This window comes from Microbulbifer maximicatervae (SeqCode) (assembly GCF_052467325.1).
In genome coordinates, this window is sequence record NZ_CP174310.1 from 4,551,951 (window position 1) to 4,569,348 (window position 17,398).

General features: G+C 52.5%; 17 protein-coding genes. 6 read left to right on the forward strand and 11 right to left on the reverse strand.

The genetic code is table 11. The features are described from left to right. Nucleotides 1-45 precede the first annotated feature (45 nt). Together rsxB and rsxA are read right to left on the reverse strand one after the other, a co-directional pair. Entirely contained in the window at nucleotides 46-660 is a 615-nt protein-coding gene (gene rsxB / locus ACJJIE_RS20330) for an electron transport complex subunit RsxB (RefSeq protein ID WP_444892792.1), read from the reverse strand. Nucleotides 661-669: 9 nt separating this feature from the next. Beyond that, nucleotides 670-1,245 carry an electron transport complex subunit RsxA gene (gene rsxA, locus ACJJIE_RS20335; protein WP_108731788.1) on the reverse strand — a complete coding sequence of 192 codons (576 nt, stop codon included), beginning with the start codon at nucleotides 1,243-1,245 and terminating at the stop codon, nucleotides 670-672. 402 nt (nucleotides 1,246-1,647) lie between these two features. On the opposite strand from rsxA, the gene yghU reads away from it, so the two are divergent. Beyond that, complete coding sequence (gene yghU / locus ACJJIE_RS20340) at nucleotides 1,648-2,526, forward strand: glutathione-dependent disulfide-bond oxidoreductase (RefSeq protein ID WP_444892793.1); 879 nt, start codon at nucleotides 1,648-1,650, stop codon at nucleotides 2,524-2,526. A gap of 126 nt (nucleotides 2,527-2,652) precedes the next feature. Here yghU and ACJJIE_RS20345 read toward each other — a convergent pair whose 3' ends face one another. The 4 genes from ACJJIE_RS20345 to ACJJIE_RS20360 all read right to left on the reverse strand — a co-directional run bounded on the left by ACJJIE_RS20345 (nucleotide 2,653) and on the right by ACJJIE_RS20360 (nucleotide 4,870). Further along, nucleotides 2,653-2,895: a hypothetical protein gene (locus ACJJIE_RS20345; protein WP_282934267.1), complete on the reverse strand. Its 243-nt coding sequence runs from the start codon at nucleotides 2,893-2,895 to the stop codon at nucleotides 2,653-2,655. Beyond that, on the reverse strand, nucleotides 2,873-3,370 hold the full coding sequence (locus tag ACJJIE_RS20350) for a hypothetical protein (RefSeq protein WP_282934266.1): 498 nt from the start codon (nucleotides 3,368-3,370) through the stop codon (nucleotides 2,873-2,875). Before ACJJIE_RS20350 ends, ACJJIE_RS20345 begins: the two co-directional genes overlap by 23 nt. A gap of 39 nt (nucleotides 3,371-3,409) precedes the next feature. Next, nucleotides 3,410-3,661: a hypothetical protein gene (locus ACJJIE_RS20355; protein WP_282934265.1), complete on the reverse strand. Its 252-nt coding sequence runs from the start codon at nucleotides 3,659-3,661 to the stop codon at nucleotides 3,410-3,412. Nucleotides 3,662-3,922: 261 nt separating this feature from the next. Continuing rightward, entirely contained in the window at nucleotides 3,923-4,870 is a 948-nt protein-coding gene (locus ACJJIE_RS20360) for a D-2-hydroxyacid dehydrogenase (protein ID WP_282934264.1), read from the reverse strand. A gap of 151 nt (nucleotides 4,871-5,021) precedes the next feature. On the opposite strand from ACJJIE_RS20360, the gene ACJJIE_RS20365 reads away from it, so the two are divergent. After that, complete coding sequence (locus tag ACJJIE_RS20365; protein ID WP_282934263.1) at nucleotides 5,022-5,924, forward strand: EamA family transporter; 903 nt, start codon at nucleotides 5,022-5,024, stop codon at nucleotides 5,922-5,924. A 10-nt stretch (nucleotides 5,925-5,934) separates the two neighbouring features. Here the strand turns inward: ACJJIE_RS20365 and metG are convergent, their stop codons facing one another. Then, on the reverse strand, nucleotides 5,935-7,962 hold the full coding sequence (gene metG / locus ACJJIE_RS20370; protein ID WP_282934262.1) for a methionine--tRNA ligase: 2,028 nt from the start codon (nucleotides 7,960-7,962) through the stop codon (nucleotides 5,935-5,937). Between the two features lie 211 nt (nucleotides 7,963-8,173). Here metG and apbC point away from each other — a divergent pair, with 211 nt between their 5' ends. Continuing rightward, on the forward strand, nucleotides 8,174-9,325 hold the full coding sequence (gene apbC, locus ACJJIE_RS20375) for an iron-sulfur cluster carrier protein ApbC (RefSeq protein WP_413664391.1): 1,152 nt from the start codon (nucleotides 8,174-8,176) through the stop codon (nucleotides 9,323-9,325). Nucleotides 9,326-9,917: 592 nt separating this feature from the next. Continuing rightward, nucleotides 9,918-10,310 (forward strand): hypothetical protein, encoded by a 393-nt coding sequence (locus tag ACJJIE_RS20380; RefSeq protein ID WP_444892794.1) that lies wholly within the window; start codon nucleotides 9,918-9,920, stop codon nucleotides 10,308-10,310. An 8-nt stretch (nucleotides 10,311-10,318) separates the two neighbouring features. Here ACJJIE_RS20380 and trhO read toward each other — a convergent pair whose 3' ends face one another. Then, nucleotides 10,319-11,320 (reverse strand): oxygen-dependent tRNA uridine(34) hydroxylase TrhO, encoded by a 1,002-nt coding sequence (gene trhO / locus ACJJIE_RS20385; protein ID WP_444892795.1) that lies wholly within the window; start codon nucleotides 11,318-11,320, stop codon nucleotides 10,319-10,321. A 197-nt stretch (nucleotides 11,321-11,517) separates the two neighbouring features. Here trhO and ACJJIE_RS20390 point away from each other — a divergent pair, with 197 nt between their 5' ends. Next, nucleotides 11,518-11,778 carry a hypothetical protein gene (locus tag ACJJIE_RS20390; RefSeq protein ID WP_108731798.1) on the forward strand — a complete coding sequence of 87 codons (261 nt, stop codon included), beginning with the start codon at nucleotides 11,518-11,520 and terminating at the stop codon, nucleotides 11,776-11,778. Between the two features lie 203 nt (nucleotides 11,779-11,981). Beyond that, nucleotides 11,982-12,515, forward strand: a complete 534-nt coding sequence (locus tag ACJJIE_RS20395) for a hypothetical protein (protein ID WP_282934257.1) — start codon at nucleotides 11,982-11,984, stop codon at nucleotides 12,513-12,515. A 91-nt stretch (nucleotides 12,516-12,606) separates the two neighbouring features. Here the strand turns inward: ACJJIE_RS20395 and ACJJIE_RS20400 are convergent, their stop codons facing one another. The 3 genes from ACJJIE_RS20400 to ydiJ form a co-directional block, all read right to left on the reverse strand. Beyond that, the gene (locus tag ACJJIE_RS20400) at nucleotides 12,607-13,011 is read right to left on the reverse strand and encodes a 3D domain-containing protein (protein WP_444892796.1); all 405 of its coding nucleotides are present in this window, start codon (nucleotides 13,009-13,011) and stop codon (nucleotides 12,607-12,609) included. Nucleotides 13,012-13,516: 505 nt separating this feature from the next. Continuing rightward, complete coding sequence (locus tag ACJJIE_RS20405; RefSeq protein ID WP_282934256.1) at nucleotides 13,517-14,254, reverse strand: tetratricopeptide repeat protein; 738 nt, start codon at nucleotides 14,252-14,254, stop codon at nucleotides 13,517-13,519. 74 nt (nucleotides 14,255-14,328) lie between these two features. Next, nucleotides 14,329-17,364, reverse strand: coding sequence for a D-2-hydroxyglutarate dehydrogenase YdiJ (ydiJ, locus tag ACJJIE_RS20410; protein ID WP_444892797.1), 3,036 nt, complete (start codon nucleotides 17,362-17,364; stop codon nucleotides 14,329-14,331). Nucleotides 17,365-17,398 lie beyond the last annotated feature (34 nt).

The window sequence follows — 17,398 nt, forward strand, 5'->3', positions numbered from 1 at the left end:
TCTCCTGAACGGCCTCTCTTTGCTTGGTCTTGCTATCTACGGGGTTCAAACCGCGCCTCCCCCGGTATGTTCTTGAATAGTGCGGCGATCGCTGGCAATCAGCGCCGAGCTATCGCTGGGCTTGTGTGGATGCCAATCCTGTAAAGCGGTTTCCAGGGGAACCATATCGATACAGTCAACGGGGCAGGGTTCGACACAAAGGTCACACCCTGTGCACTCATCGGTGATTACCGTGTGCATATATTTGGCGGCGCCGGCAATGGCATCTACCGGGCAGGCCTGAATACATTTGGTGCAACCGATGCACTCTGCCTCGCGGATAAATGCCACTTTTTTTACATCTTCAATACCGTGCTCGGCGTCCAACGGCATGGGCTCTATATCCAGCAGATTGGCCAACTCATTGATAGTGGCCTGCCCGCCGGGGGGGCACTTGTTGATGGTATCGCCGTGCACTATCGCTTCTGCGTAGGGGCGACAGCCGGGGTAGCCACACTGGCCACATTGAGTCTGTGGCAACAGGGCATCGACCTGCTCAACGAGCGGGTCACCCTCCACCCGGAAGCGAACGGCGGCGAAACCCAGCAGGGCACCGAATACCAATGCCATGCCACCGAGCACCAGTAGGGGAGAAGAAATTTGTGAAATCCAGTCCAGCATATCGAAATCCTATACCAGACCGCTAAAGCCCATAAATGCCAGTGACATCAGTCCGGCAGTGACCATACCGATTGCGGCGCCGCGAAATGGCAGCGGGACATCGGCGGCAAAGAGGCGCTCGCGCATCGAGGAAAACAAGATTAATACCAGGGAGAAACCCACTGCTGCGCCAAATCCGTAAAGAGTGGACTGTATAAAAGTGTGCGCTTTCATAGTGTTCTGTAGAGCGACACCCAACACGGCACAGTTGGTAGTGATCAGCGGTAGAAAAACGCCTAACACCTTGTACATCAAGGGGCTGGTCTTCTGGATAAACATCTGCGTGAACTGTACGACAACAGCAATCACCAGAATAAATGAGATGGTGCGAAGATCTTCAATACCAAAGGGGGCCAACAGATAGGTGTTGACCAGGTATGAACAAATAGAGGCCAAAGTAAGTACAAAGGTGGTAGCGCCGGCCATACCCACAGCGGTCTCCAGTTTATTGGAAACTCCCATAAACGGGCACAGGCCGAGAAACTGCACTAACACATAATTATTGACCAAGATGGTGCTGAGCAGAATGACGGCAAATTCGGTCATAACAGGTCCGGTTAAAGCCCTAGGGCGGAGTGGCGCGAACAGCGGCAATGGCGTCGGCAGGGTTAAGGTGAGACTAGCACCTTCCTTGTGAGCACCGTCGAATGCCGCGCAGGGCGGCTATTATGGTTGAGTCGCTTGGGGGCTTCAACTCGTGAGGAGGGTGGCAGGGGAAAAGGGCCGACAAAGGGCCACCTCTGGATCAAATGGACCCCACTTGGAGTAAAGGTGGAGGCCTTTGTGGATACTATTTGCAGTATCTTTGCCAATTTGAAACGATAGGTACAAGATGGGTAACCCAGTTTGGTACTTGGTGATAAGCGTGGGGTAGAGGCAATACAGTATATTGACGCGGCATGCGTGTTTTTGCTTGAGAGCAACCTTAAATTCAGTTGGAGCAGTTTAATGTCGAACGAAACCTACACTCCCCCCAAGGTTTGGCAGTGGGATAAGGAAAGCGGGGGCGCTTTTGCCAGTATCAATCGGCCGGTAGCGGGTGCGACCCATGATAAAGCGCTGCCGCAGGGGCAGCACCCGATGCAGCTCTATTCTTTGGCTACGCCGAACGGGGTTAAAGCGACGGTGATGTTAGAGGAGTTATTGGAACTCGGGTTTGAGGGAGCAGAATACGATGCCCATTTAGTCCGTATCACTGAAGGAGAGCAGTTTGGCAGTGGTTTTGTTGAGGCAAACCCAAATTCCAAGATTCCGGTCTTAGTGGATCACAGCACTACGCCACCAATCCGGGTATTTGAAAGTGGCTCCATACTGCTCTACCTGGCAGAAAAGTTTAATGTCCTATTGCCTCATACGCCCGAGCAGCGCACCGAGGCTTTGAATTGGCTCTTCTGGCAGATGGGCTCGGCCCCTTACCTGGGGGGAGGCTTTGGACACTTTTATGCCTATGCACCGGAAAAATATGAATATCCGATCAACCGATTTGCTATGGAAGTAAAGCGCCAGTTGGACGTATTGGACCAACAGCTGGCAAAGCATCCGTATGTGGCGGGAAGGACTTATACCATCGCCGATATTGCGATCTGGCCCTGGTATGGGGCTCTGGTGCGCAATGAAGCTTATAGTGCGGCGGAATTTCTCGATACCCAGAGTTATAAAAATCTCAATCGTTGGGTGGGGGAAATTGCAGAGCGGCCAGCGGTAACGCGCGGACGAATGGTCAATCGAATCTGGGGTGAGCCCAGCGAACAACTACATGAGCGCCACAGCGCCGGTGACTTTGACAATAACACCCAAGATAAAGTGACCGATAAGGATGTTGATTAATACAGGGTATTAATGGGTAAGGCTGGCACAAGGATGTGCCAGTATCTATTTTCTATGGTTATTTTCCGGTGCCCCTCTTTTTAGAAGTGGCCGTTGAATTAATATTTATATAAAGAGTAGCGCCGGCTAAAAAGGCCTCATAGACAGCATAAACTGAACCACCTGTGAGGTGCGGGGCAATTGCCATAATTTTTCCACCGCGAAGCCGGCGATTAAAGCCAGACCTAAAACCAGTGGCAGGGGAATTCCCTGTAAACGCTGCTGAACGTCCTGCTGTTGTCGATTTACTATTGCCAACACACTGAGCCGTTGTCGCTCCGTGTCTCGACTACATAGTTCGATCTGTTTATTTAAAGACTTCAGTGACATCGTTTAAAGCCTCTTTAACTTGTCGCTTGGTCTCTTCAAAACCCAGTAGGGGCACCAGCTTCTTTTGATAAACGATAGCTCCCGCCAAAATAGCGACCTGGATAAGAATAAATACCAGAAATGCCAAATAAATAGACTGGGAAAAATAGTAGGCAATCAGCCCAACGCCTCCACAGAGACTGACGATGAGGGCCGCACTTAGAGGCAGTAACATCAGTTGCAGGGCAACAATACGCTTGCCGGCTGCAATTGTTCTATCCAACTCCAACTGGAATAGCTTTTGAATATTAGCCAACCAGGCAGTCAGTAGGGTCAGTGTTGCCTCGGCGCGAGCGAGGGTAGCTTCAAGGCTATTTTCACCTTCTCCATCAGAGTCTTTCCCTGAGGGAGAAGGTGAAGACTGATCCGGGCTGCGCTCCTGCGCAGCGGAATCGGCATTCTCGCCAGACGCTTGGGACTTTTTTTCATTGCCCATCAGGGGGTGTCCTTACCAGTCGAAAAAAAGAGAGCAGCGTTACTTAAAGAGCTTCGCAATTGCCCAGCCAACAACAAATGCACAGCCAACAGCGAGAATGGGGCGCTCCCGAAGTGAGGACTCCGCTTTTTCCATTACATCGGTGGCACGTTGTCTCTGGGACTCTACAGAGGTCCGGGCCCTCTCTTTCAAGCTGCCAGCAGCTTGTGAAGCGGCCTCTCCAGCAAGATTATAGGCCTGTTGCAGCTTCTCCCTACTGGAGTTCGTATGTGGAGATCTTGCGGTTGCCATCAGGTTTCTCCTCTCGGGGTTTAATTGCCGAGGAAGTCTATAGTCCCGCGTGGTAATTCCCACTTGAAAAAGGGGGTTTTTTTCACTCGATTTTTGCAGAAAAAAGTCCCTGTCTCTGCTACTGATCTTGGACTATGGCTGGCAGCTGTTCGGGCCCGGTCGTGGTTTCAAACGGCAAAAGCCGGCCTGGGTTCACAGAGGGGCTTAGTCCTCGGACCGGCAGATGCCTGAGATGGCTTGGGTTAGATAAAAGCGAGTTGTTTATGGATGGCTGGTACTCTCACTTTTCCAGGTTTCAATATTCTCTACGACGCCGTTGAGTAGGCGCTGGCGTGATTCACGGCTGATCCAGGCGTTGTGGGGGGTGATAATCAAATTGGGGATATCTCTGTCCAATAGTGGGTGACTGGCGGGTGGGGGCTCCTGGCTGAGGACATCCAGTGCCGCCCCCCCAAGGTGTCCACTGCGCAAAGCATCCGCCAGTGCCTGTTCATTTACCAGCCCGCCCCGAGCCGTATTGACCAGGAGTGCGCCGGGTTTCATCGCGGCGATGAATTGCTCGTCTACCAGCTGATCGGTTTCTTCTGTGAGCGGGCAGTGCAGACTGATGACATCGGACTCTGCACACAATTGTTGCAGTGGCGTCCTGCCTTCAGCGGGTGTGCCGCTAAATGATTCAGCCACCAGTACCCGCATGTCCAGGGCTTCCCCCAGTTTGGCCACCTTCTGCCCGAGGGCACCAAAGCCAATGATACCGAGTGTTTTTCCTGCGAGTTCAACCACTGGGTGATCGAGCAGGCAAAAAATTGTAGATTGGCTCCAGCGTCCGGCAAAAACATCGTTGTGATAGCGGTGCCACTTGGAAGCAAGAGCCAGGATCAGGGCAAGAGTGTGCTGTGGTACAGAAGCCCCCGCATAACCTTTAACGTTGTACACCGGAATATTTAATTCCTGTGCGGCGGCGAGATCGATGTTATTTGTACCGGTTGCACAAACACAAATCATTTTTAATTTGCTGGCCTGCTCCAATAATGTGCGGCTTATTATGACTTTATTGGTTATTACCACCTCGGCCTCGGCGATTCGCTCCGCGACTTTTTCGGCGGGAGTCGTTTCATAGAAGTCCCACTGGTCTAGACTATTTGTTAGGGCCGAGGTATCCAGCTCCTCAAGCTTCATTGTCAAAGTGTCCAGAAATACGCCGCGCATGACATCTCCTCGATAGATTTGCAGTGTGGTGGACATGCTACGGCAGTGAAGAAGGAATGCAAAACTTTGCTGGCCAGCGGCCTTAACTGCGCATATTCGTGGCTACGGTTGGTTTGTCGGGGCCTTTCTGTCGCAATTGAAGAGGGCCTCTATGGGAATATCGTTTACCGCTGCCAGTCTTGTTTTAATTTCTGCATTTCTACACGCGGGTTGGAATTTACTGGGGAAGTCCCGCACACCAACTCCCGCTTTTTTCTGTATCGCGACTCTCAGTGTTGGAATTTTTCTTTTACCGCTAAATTTTTGGTTGCTATATCAGGTTGATTCGCTCCCGCGAAGTTTCTGGATCCTCCTTATCGGTAGTGGTTTTTTTCAAATGATTTATATGGGGGGCTTATCCCTCGCCTACCAGCGAGCCAATATGGGATTGGTCTATCCCGTTGCTCGAGCATTGCCGGTATTGCTGGTTGCACTGGCAACGGTATTGTTGGGGCAATCGCTACCTCCACTCGCCTGGGTGGGAATGCTGTTGGTGACAATTGGCTGCCTGCTGGTACCGTTGGTGTATTTCCGCGAGTGGCACTGGAGAGCTTATTGGCGCGCGGACTGCGCCTGGGCGCTGGTCGCAGCCATTGGCACTGTGGGCTATTCACTGGCAGATAAAGGGGCGCTGATTTACCTGGGGGATACTGCGGGAGGCACTATCCCTGCGCTTGTTCTGGCCTACAGCTATTTGGGGATGCAGTTTCTTGCCTGTGGTGTATGGCTGCTTCTGGGGTGCTTGGGTCAGAGTGGCACTGCGCCATTGATCCAAAGTTTTCGGGATTTGAAGGTCGGGGCCCTGACCGGTGCCATGATGGGAGCGACTTACGGCCTGGTACTGCTGGCGATGACAATGACTGAAAATGTGAGTTATGTAGTTGCCCTAAGGCAGTTGAGTATTCCCCTGGGCGTGGGCTTGGCGGTCTGGTTACTCAAGGAGCCGGCACACAGGCCCCAGCTGCTGGGAGTGGGGCTGGTGTGTGCCGGCTTGATTGCAGTTTCCCTGCGTTAGCGCAGGAAAATTACATTACGCGCATACCGGGTTTGGCGCCCTCGTGGGGCTCCAGTATCCACAGGTCCTTACCTCCGGGACCTGCTGCCAGAACCATACCCTCACTGACACCAAAGCGCATTTTACGCGGCGCCAGGTTGGCGACCATAACGGTGTGCTTACCTTCCAGGTCCTCAGGGGCGTAGGCGCTTTTAATACCGGCAAATACCTGGCGGGTTTCGCCGCCCAGATCCAGGGTTAAGCGCAGCAGTTTACCGGCGCCTTCAACATGCTCAGCTTTGGCGATCAGGGCGATCCTCAAGTCTACTTTGGCGAAGTCATCAAACTGGATTTCCTCAGCAATGGGGTCCTCCGCCAGAGGGCCGGTAGCAGCTTTGGTTTCCGCTTGTAGCTGGGCCAGGGATTCCGCAGCCGCATCCATAACCGCATCTACCTGGGTTTTCTCAACCCGTTGCAGCAGCGGTTTGAACTTCTTGATTTCGTGATCTGTCAGCGGTTTGGTTGCGCTGTTCCAATCCAGCTCACTGTTGAGGAACTCCGCCGCTTTTTGTGCAGTGTTGGGCAATACCGGGGCGAGCCAGGTGATCAGGGCGCGGAACATATTCACACCCTGGGAGCAAATAGCCAGAACCTCAGCTTCGGTGCCCTCCTGCTTGGCCAGGGACCAGGGAGCCTTGTCGGCGATCCAGGCATTGGCGGCGTCGGCCAGAGCCATAATGTCGCGCATGGCGCGGGCGTATTCTCGCTGCTCGTAATACTCAGCAATTCGTGGAGCCGCTTCTACAAATTGGTTCCACAATTGTTCGTCGGCCAGTTCGCCGGCCAGCTTGCCACCGGACTTGCTGACAAACTTGGCGGTGCGAGAGGCGATATTGACTACTTTACCCACCAGATCAGAGTTCACCTTGGCGATAAAATCGTCCAGGTTCAGATCCAGGTCATCGACGCCACCGGTCAGTTTGGCGGCGAAGTAGTAGCGCAAATACTCAGGGCTCAAGTGATCCAGGTAGTTGCGGGCATTGATAAAGGTGCCGCGGGACTTGGACATCTTCTTGCCGTTTACGGTAAGGAAGCCGTGTACGCAAACTTTGTTGGGGGTGCGGAAGTCCGCTGAGTCCAGCATGGCTGGCCAAAAGAGTGCGTGGAAGTTGACGATATCCTTGCCGATAAAATGGTAGACCTCGGCGTCGCTGTCTTTTTTCCAGTACTCCTGCCAGTCCAGCCCTTTGCTGTCGCAGTAGTTTTTGAGACTGGCCATATAGCCAATGGGAGCGTCGAGCCACACGTAGAAATATTTGCCCGGCGCATCGGGAATTTCAAAACCGAAGTAAGGGGCGTCGCGGGAAATATCCCACTCTTGCAGACCCTCTTCCAGCCATTCGGCCAGCTTGTTGGCCACTTCATCCTGGAGGGTACCGGAGCGAGTCCACTCGCGCAGGTACTCGGTGAATGCGGGCAGGGTAAAGAAGAAGTGCTCTGACTCCTTTTCTATCGGAGTGGCGCCGGAGATCGCTGATACCGGATCGATCAGTTCGGTAGGGCTGTAGGTGGCGCCACAGGCTTCACAGTTATCACCATACTGGTCGGGCGTGCTGCAGCGGGGGCAGGTTCCCTTGATATAGCGATCCGCCAGGAAAAGCTGTTTCTCTGGATCGAAAGCCTGGGTAATAGTGCGCGACGCGATGTGGCCGTTTTCGCTGAGGCGGCGGTAGATCATTGCCGACAGCTCGCGGTTTTCCTCTGAATGGGTGGAGTGGTAGTTGTCCACACCAATTAGGAAGTCGGCGAAGTCGCGCTCGTGTTCTGCCTGCATATTGGCGATATGCTGTTCCGGGGTCAGGCCCAGTTGTTCAGCTTTCAGCATAATTGCAGTGCCGTGAGCATCGTCGGCACAGATATACAGGCAGTTATTGCCGCGCGCACGCTGGAAGCGGGCCCAAATATCGGTTTGGATATATTCGAGCACATGGCCCAGATGTAGGGAGCCATTGGCATAGGGCAGTGCGCTGGTGACGAGAATGTTGCGCGTATCGGACATCGGTTTTTCCATCGCTGTGGGGTTGCGGCCAGGGACTCACGGAGAGTGGGCCGAAGATCGTCAAAAGACCGCGGAATATAGCAGATTTGCACTATGTCGTGGAGGGATCAAGCTGGCTTATGTGAATCCTTGTTTGGCTGCCGTGGCTGGTGTTAGGCCGCGTCATCCGACACAATGCGAGCCAATCTAGAAGCGCTGAGAGGGAGATACCGTGAGCGATCATCATCACGATCATGACGAGCTGTCACAGGAAGTTCAGGCTGAACTGGAGCGACTGGCGGAGTGCCTCGGCCAGTTGCATGATCCTGCCAGTGGCTTGCCGCTGGATGATTTGGACGCAGAAATTGAAGTTGGGTATGAGGACGAAACTGTTTTCGCCGGGATTACCCTGGGATATCCGTGTGCGAGCCAGGAGGCAGACTGGCACCAGAGAGTAGAGGAAAGCTGCCAGCCGCTGTTGAAAGCCGGGCCCCTCAAAGGCTCCAAGTTGCAGTTTGAGCTGTTCAGCGATATTCCCGCTACGCCGACTTCCGGGGCGCCAGAAACTCTGGCGAAGGTAAAAAATATTGTTGCCGTGGCGTCGGGCAAAGGCGGGGTTGGCAAGTCCACGACTGCGGTCAATCTGGCCCTGGCCCTGGCGGCGGAAGGTGCCCGGGTTGGTTTGTTGGATGCTGATATCTACGGCCCGAGCCTGCCCACCATGCTAGGAACTGAAGACCAGCGCCCGCATGTGAAAGAACAGAAATTCTTTGTGCCGGTAGAGGCTCACGGAATAGAGACAATGTCTCTGGGGTATCTGATGACCGAGGAGACCCCAGCGGTATGGCGCGGGCCTATGGCCAGCGGCGCGCTCAACCAGATTCTCAGTCAAACCCTGTGGGGGGAAAGCCGGGATGGGCTTGATTACCTGGTTGTGGATATGCCCCCGGGTACTGGGGATATTCAATTGACGCTGGCACAGAAAACTACCTTGGCCGGTGCGGTAATTGTAACTACCCCTCAAGACCTGGCACTAAAAGATGCCATTAAGGGCGTGGAGATGTTCCGCAAGGTATCGGTACCTGTGCTGGGTATTGTGGAAAATATGGCGCTGCATACTTGTTCCAAATGTGGTCACAGCGAGCCAATTTTCGGTACCGGTGGCGGTGAGCGAATCGCTGCAGAGTACGATACCCATTTACTGGGAGAGCTTCCGCTGGCACAGAAAATCCGCGCCGATGTGGATAGCGGACAGCCGAGTGTTATTTCCGATCCAGATAGTGAAATTGCTGGTTTTTATTGCGAAATTGCCCGCAAGGCTGCTGCCCAGATCTGGTTAAACAGCAGTGATGACAGCGATATGCCGGAAATCGAAATAAGTTGAACCCATTCGCGATATTGATCACAAAGAAATAATTTTCTTTGTTTTTCTGTTTTTACCGGGCTCCAATATTTCTATATTGATGCAGCCCGGTGTCCCTCATTGAAGTAAGCCGTACTAGTTTGTTCCTTGTTTTATGGTACAGATTTCCTTTTAGCGATAGCCCACTTCTGTCGCGCCCTGGGTAAATTAGAAATTTCAAAATATTTCACAGAATTACCTGGTAAAAAACAGGGGTATTTTGATCGTACTAGTTACTTATTGTTTTAAAAATCATAAAGCCGATATTTTTTTGCGATATAGACCGCTTATGATTTTTAGGTGGCAGTATTTGCAGGTTTTTTGTCGTTTATTAAGTGTAGTTGGGGCTGAGGGTATTAAAACGGGTTTACAGGTGCAGTATTTTCGCCGACAAACGTCAAACCCTTTATACGGATGTTGGATTGCCGTTGAGGTAGAAGTAAATATCAGGAGTGTACGAGAAAAAAGTCTGCCTTATTTCGCGTTTTCAATACAGGTAAGACAATAAAAAGAGGCATTGCGGAAGCTGTAGTCGATAAAAATAAAAAAGACAAGCGCACGGGTGCTGTTATCAATGAATTTTCATATTAGCTATCGGCCGGTGGGTGGAATAGCGCGTGTGCTTTTTTTTGGTCCGGTGGGATATAAGGACAAAATAGAAGCCATTGCACTACTGGTGGAAAAGTATCGCCACCGAAAACCCCTACGTGTACTACTCGACCTGCGTTATGCGCGCAGCAAAAGCACACTGGAGGAACACCAGAAGTTTATTTACTTTATTGCTGAGAACCCCGTACTGAGACGGGCATTTATCGCGGTGTTACACCCGCGAGGGCGCTGGACCTGTCCGCTGCCCAGCCATGGCTCCTGCCTGTGCAGGCTCAGTTCTAGGGAGTTCGTTGTGGAGGCTGAGGCAGAGGCCTGGCTAGCCCAGATAAAGGTTGTACCTCAGCCTCTTGCTCTCTAGGGGAGGAGTTAGGCCTGCTGGTTGCGCGCCTGTTGGGCTTCAGCCTGGCGGCGGCGCTCCTCTCTCTTTTGCTCGCGGCGGGAGACAGTTTGCGCGCGGGCGTCCTGGCCAATGTGTACTTCACCGCGCTGTTTGGCCAGCTGAATTTGCTTTTCGCGCTCGCGGAAACGGGCTCGGTCAGCTTCAGGCACCTTGTCGTGGCAGTGCGGGCAGCTTACACCCTGCTCGAACAGGGGAGATTGCTGGTCTTCCTCAGTGATGGGCATGCGGCATGCATTGCATTGATCATATTTACCGCGTTCCAGGTTGTGGTTGACTGTCACCCGCTCATCGAAAACAAAGCACTCGCCTTCCCACAGGGATTCTTCTGCTGGGACTTCTTCCAGGTATTTCAAAATACCGCCGTGGAGGTGATATACCTCTTCAAAGCCCTGTTCTTTCATATAGGCTGTGGACTTCTCGCAGCGGATACCGCCGGTGCAGAACATGGCGACCTTCTTGTGCTTGGCCGGGTCCATATTCTCTTTTACGTACTGCGGGAACTCGCGGAAAGTTTCAGTTTCCGGGTTGATGGAATTCTTGAAAGTACCAACCTGGAATTCATAGTCATTGCGGGTGTCCACGACAACAACCTCTGGGTCGCTGATCAGGGCATTCCAGTCTTTGGGTTTGACATAGGTGCCGACGGTGCGCAGTGGATCAATGCCCTCTACACCCATGGTGACAATTTCTTTCTTTAGCTTCACTTTGCTGCGCAGGAAGGGCATTGCCTGGGTGATGGACTCTTTGTAGTCCAGGTTGGCGAGGCGCTCGTCTGACTTCAAATGGGCTAATACCGCGTCGATACCTTCGCGGGAGCCGGCTACAGTGCCATTGATGCCCTCTTGGGCCAACAGCAGGGTGCCGCGAACACTGTTTTCTTGCATCACCTCCAGCAGTGGGGCGCGAAGCGTTTCAAAGTTCTCAAGGGTAACGAACTTATACAGTGCACAGACAACAAATTGGTTCATGGTACTTCCTCAGTTGCGGGCCGGATCGCAAATCCGGAGCAGAAAAAATCGCCGCGCATTTTATCGCAAAAAAAGGAGCTTGTCGTACAGTAAGCAGGCGGTCCGCATCTGCAAGAAAAGGGATTTGTAGTTGACCGTCGGGCCGCAAGTTGTCAAAGTTCTGGCCGAAATTTCAAGGTCACAGCGAGGCGAATCCCATGGGCGAAGAGTTTGCACCGAAAGAGTCGGAGTTGAGCCAGATCTATCGGGAGGGCGAGGTTTCCGTCCAGATCGATATTTATGAAGATGGTGAGGGCGGCTGGCTGCTTGAAATCGTCGATGAACACAACAACTCAACCGTTTGGGAAGACGCGTTTGAGACTGAGCGGGAAGCGCTGGATGAAGCGCTCGATGCTCTTAAAGAGGAGGGGATCGCTACCTTTGTTGGGCCAGTTCAGGAAGCCGATGGCAGCTGGTAAGCCCTCTGCAGAATGAATCGGCTGACTGGCAATTCCCAGCGGGAGTTGTGGCAAAAGTCGGCTGACATTTGTTCAAACTGCTATGGTTAATGTGAGAAGGGAATCGCGACTGTGTAACAGCACACCCAATCACAGTGCCGCCGCGAGACAATGGTGGAATCCAGGTCTCCGGCGGTACTACCTAACCTGCGGTTACCCTCCCCATGAACCTGCGCTACCTTATTCTGCTGGTGACTGTATTAAGTCCACTGGTATCCGCAGAGAGCATCCGCCTTTCCAATCGACAGCTGCTCACCACTGACCTGAAAGAAGCCCGACTTATCTCCGAATTGAGTGGCTATGCCATTGTTGCCGGGCGCCATTGTCTCGATTGCGACGAGAACCTGGCAATTTATATACAGAGGGTTGGCCGCGCCGATATGGGGATAAACCCAGAGAAAATTGGTATTGAGGCTGATCGCTATACCTATCCCGGCCGCTATCTAGATTACATGACCAAGAAACTGGTGGAAAAAACCCGCATGTTTTATGGGCTCTGTCACGAGGGGCAGCCATCGCTTTTATGGCTAACGGAATACAGGGAGGGTGAGCGCTGGGTAAAATCAGAATACTTAATATTAATCGGCGAGGATGGGTTAAAACATCGCTATACCGAAAACCAGCAGCCGAGCCTGTTTTATATCGGAAATTCAAATTGTATAGAGCTAGAAGGATTTTTAATGGAGATGGAACCTTGATTGCTTTTGGGTGGATTAGATATAAATTTTTTAACAATAAAAAAACCCCGCTGGAGGGCGGGGTCACAAGCTCTGTTGAAATTAGGTCTAATTACTTTACGGGTTCAAAAACAATCTTCAGTTTTTTCTTGCCCCAGGCGCGGGCTTTCCGAATGTCTTTCTCCATCCAAACATCGATTCGATTAGTAAAACGCTTGTTCATACGGTCGCGCACGGTATAGGTACCAGGCAGACCTTCAATTTTAACTTTGGCGCCGTTAGTCAGACCGTGTTTTTCCAGGTCACGGGATACGGCGATAATTTTGTCACCGGGGCGCAGGCGGTTGTTCCAAGCTGCTACCCAGGGATCACTGTCAGTTTGTCCGGGTACAGAGTTGTAAGCAGTTGCGTCAACAATCATGGTTTTCTTAAGTGCTGCTGAGGCATTAACGCTTACACCGATAGCGAGCAAGGCAGCAATAAAAAAGGCAGTATTTCGCAGAGTCTGTTTCATCATGTCCCATTACCTCCAGGTCATAAATGGTCACAAGCCAAGGGCTGCTTGTGAAATTTCCAAGTTTGTTTGGAAATCGTTGATTAATATTTAATCAACGCTGGCTATATTACCGGCGATTCCTGAGGTATCAACTTTTTCCTGCAAAGCGAGAAAAGCCGTATGAATTGGCGGGTTATTTACAGAAAATAAAAAAATGGCTTAATTTTCAGATATAAAGAACAATAAAATCGCGCTGTATATATTTTGTACAGAAGGAAATGGCCGGATAGAACCCAGCTCCTTGGTAAATGGTTTCAAAAGAGAAAAATTGCGTGACAGCGATGTCATTCTAAAGAGTCGTGCTAGGAGTGGTGGAGGGCATTGCTTAGCATGACTGGAACAGTAAAAAATTCCTTATAAATTATTTGTGACTTCTTCTCCATATATTGCTGATATGACAAAAAACAGCGGGTTTTAGCGGAAAAACCGGTGCGTCACATTAAAAAGTGCAGGGAATCCCCAGTACTTACAGCGCGGTTTCGGGGTTTTCCAGTATCGGTTCCACCTGGCTGCGCAATGCGGATAGGTAGTCACTGTCTTCCTGTAGGTCCGGCAGCTTGTGCTGCATGTCCAGCTTCACTGTTTTTTCCAACCAGATGATGGCTTCCTCCAGATTACCCTGCCATTCACAGACTTGCCCCAGGTTGAAATAGGTGATGGCAAGGTTCTGCCATTCCGCCTGTTCGCGCAGGCCTTGGATTGCACTCTTATATAGAAGGTAAGCCGAGCGTAAAAGATGAGCTCGCTGAGTGTGCTCCTTCTCCGTTGCTGCTTGCTGATGGTAAGTGTGTGCCATGGCTGACCGCACTCTCGCGGTGGACTGCGGTAGCACCGCGCCCTCATCCAGGTAATTGAGGACCGATTCGAACTGTGCGCGGGCAAGGGGGTAGAGGTCAGGTCGCGCTTGGGCGCTAAATGCATTGAGCACAATGCCGTAGCGGTAGCGCAGGGCCTGTTGTTGATCCGGATAGTCGGACAGTGAGGAGATGGCCTTTTCGTAAAGTGGCAGTGCGTCGGCGTAGTTGCCCGTGCGGGCGTAGGTTTCAGCCTCAGTAACCAATGCCAGGGAGTGTTGGGCCTGGGATAGATGGTGCCCTAATTGTTGTTTCCCGGAGTTTGAGCTTATGGATATTGCTGCTAGCAATACGGCGATGCCAAGCAGTGCATAAAACAGCATGAGCAGGTTTGAGAGATGTTTGTGCATAGGCACTTCCCGCAGGCTACTTTGGGTGGACAGTAAGAGACCCGGAGATATGGGCCCCTTACGTCAGTAAATGCCTATTTATCCAGTTGTGCCAGTAGCCCCTGTAGCGGATGGCGCAAGGATACGCCTGCAAAGCGATTGGCCTGGCAACGACAGGAATAGCCGGTGGCCAACTGGTTTTCGCTACTGTTCAATCGGGGCGCCCAGGATTGCTGGAAAATGACTCGTGAGGTCTCTTTGTGATCTGCTTCGTGGCCATAGGTACCGGCCATACCGCAGCAGCCGAGGCTCTCGGTAGCGAGTTCCAGACCCAGGGCTGTGAAAACATTTTGCCAGTCTTTTACTGAGGCGGTGGCATTGGTTTGTTCACTGCAATGGGGCAGAAGCTGGAAGCTGGCGGGCTCTATGCGGTGGCGCTGTTGTTCCAGGTGCTCCCGCTGGGAAGCCAGCCATTCCTGCAACAACTGGACCTTGGGTGCCTCATCGCCCATCAGCTTTTTATACTCCGAGCGATAGGTCAGGGTCATTGAGGGGTCGATGCCCACAAGGGGAATACCGCTGGCGGCGAGGTCGTTAAGCATCTGGCTGTTTAATTCAGCGACCCTCTGGAACTGGCGCAGAAAACCGTGCACATGCAGGGGTTTGCCGTTGGCGCGGTAGGGCGCCAGCATGGGGACAAAATCGAGCTGCTTTAGCAGGCGCACGATATCGGCAACCACTTGGGCATCGAAGTAACTGGTAAAAGCATCCTGCACAATTACCACTGCACGACTGCGCTGTGCCGGACCCAGGGACTCCAGGCAGGCGGCACTGGCGACAGGTATACCCAGTTCCGCCATAGTCGCTTTCAAGGTTTTTTCCGATAACAGTGGGCTGTCCACCATGCCGAGCAGGCGCTCCATCAGGAAGGAAACTGGCTTGAGTTTTAGTGGCCAGTTGTATAACTGAGGTAGCTTGGCCAGGTGTGGCATCAGGAATTCCAGCCCACCGACGGCGTAATCTTTTAGTGGACGCAAATAGCGGCTGTAGTAGAGTTCGAGGAATTTGCTGCGGAACTCCGGCACATCCACTTTTATCGGGCACTGCCCAACACAGGATTTACAGGCCAGGCAGCCTTGCATTGCCTCGTTAACTTCGTGATTGAAATCGTACTCGCCACGGGTTTTTGCCAGGGAATTGATAATGCGCTTGGGGAGTCCTACAAAAAAGGAGCGCTCCCGCAGGCGCTGGGCACTGGAGACCGCATCGACATTTTTTTCACTGAGCAATCGCAGCCATTCGCGCATTAAAGAGGCGCGCCCCTTGGGAGAGTGAATACGGTTGCGAGTGGCCTTGTAGGAAGGGCACATGGCATCGTCGGGATTCCAGTTAAAGCAAGCACCATTGCCGTTGCAGTGCACACCTTCCTCATAGCCCTCCCAGACCTGGGCGGGAATTTGCCGGTCCCGCTTGCCTCGGGTGGATACCTCGTCAATTTTCAGCAGCTGGCTGTCATCACTGGGAGTAGCTATTTTCCCCGGATTGAGTTGGTTGCGAGGATCGAAGGCGGCTTTGATTTTTTGCAGCTCTGGGTAGAGCTCGCCAAAAAATTCCGGTGCGTATTCAGACCTGACACCTTTCCCATGCTCCCCCCACAAAAGGCCCTTATATTTCTGTGTGAGGGCGACCACCTGATCAGTGATCGGACGAATTTGTGCGGCTTGCTGGGGGTCTTTCATATCAATTGCCGGGCGCACGTGCAGCACGCCCGCATCGACATGGCCAAACATACCGTAGTCGAGATTGGCCTCATCCAATACCGCGCGGAACTCAGCGATAAAATCCGCCAGGTTTTCCGGTGGCACTGCCGTGTCCTCGACAAAGGGAATTGGGCGTTTTTCTCCCTGGGCATTGCCCAGTAAGCCCACGGCCCGTTTGCGCATGGCCCAGATTCGATTGACCTCGGCGTGGCCTCGGGCAATGGAATAACCGAAACTTTTACCTGTTTGGCCAATAGCTTCATCAATATGAGCAGTAAATTGGGCCAGTGCCTGCTCCAATTCCTCTTCGCTGTCGGCGGCGTACTCGACTAAATTAATGCCTTTGACCGGGCGATCATCCGCTGGGAAAAATTCACTGACGCTGTGCCAGACGATATCTTCCATCGCCAGCTGCAACACTTTGCTGTCCACCGTCTCGATTGACATGGGACCGGCCAACATCAGGTCTTTGGCGTCGCGCAGCGCCTCTTGAAAATGGTCATACTTTAAATTGACCAAAGCGACACATTTGGGGATTGGCAACAGGTTGAGTTTTGCCTCGGCGATAAAACCCAGGGTTCCCTCTGAGCCACAGAGAACACTATTGAGGTTAAAGCCTTTATCGTCGCGAATATGAGCCAGGTCGTAGCCGGTGAGGCAGCGGTTGAGCTTGGGAAACTTTGCTGTGATTAATTCTGCTTTTGTACGCGCGATAGAATCACAGACTTGGTGAACCTGTGTAGAGCGTTTATCCCCGACACTAACTTGTGCCAGCTCCTCATCGTCGATCGGGGCCGAGCGCCAAATCTCACCGCCTATTAATACGGTGTGTAACTCCAGCACGTGATCGCGGGTTTTGCCGTAGACACATGAACCCTGGCCCGAAGCATCGGTATTGATCATGCCGCCAATGGTGGCCCGGTTACTGGTGGAAAGCTCCGGAGCAAAAAAGAGGCCGTGGGGTTTTAGTGCTGCGTTCAGTTGGTCTTTGACTACACCGGCCTGTACCCGGACCCAGCGCTCCTCAACATTGATTTCGAGGATCTGGTTCATATGGCGGGAGATATCCACAACCAGTCCATCGGTCAGGGACTGGCCGTTTGTTCCGGTACCACCGCCACGGGGAGATAGCACTACCGAGTGAAACTCCTCCCTGTCAGCCAGCTCGGCGAGCAGCTGCAAGTCGCGATTGTCGCGGGGATAGACAACAGCCTGAGGGAGGACCTGGTATATCGAATTATCGGTAGCCAGAACCGTGCGGCTGGCATAACTGGGGGTGGTATCGCCACGGAAACCTGCGTCCTTCAGTTCCTGCAAGAACTGCAAATAGAGCGCCTGAACCTCGTCGACTTCGCGCAATGCTGGAATCATGAGCTAATCCGTACTTTCCGGGAGGTATGGGCCG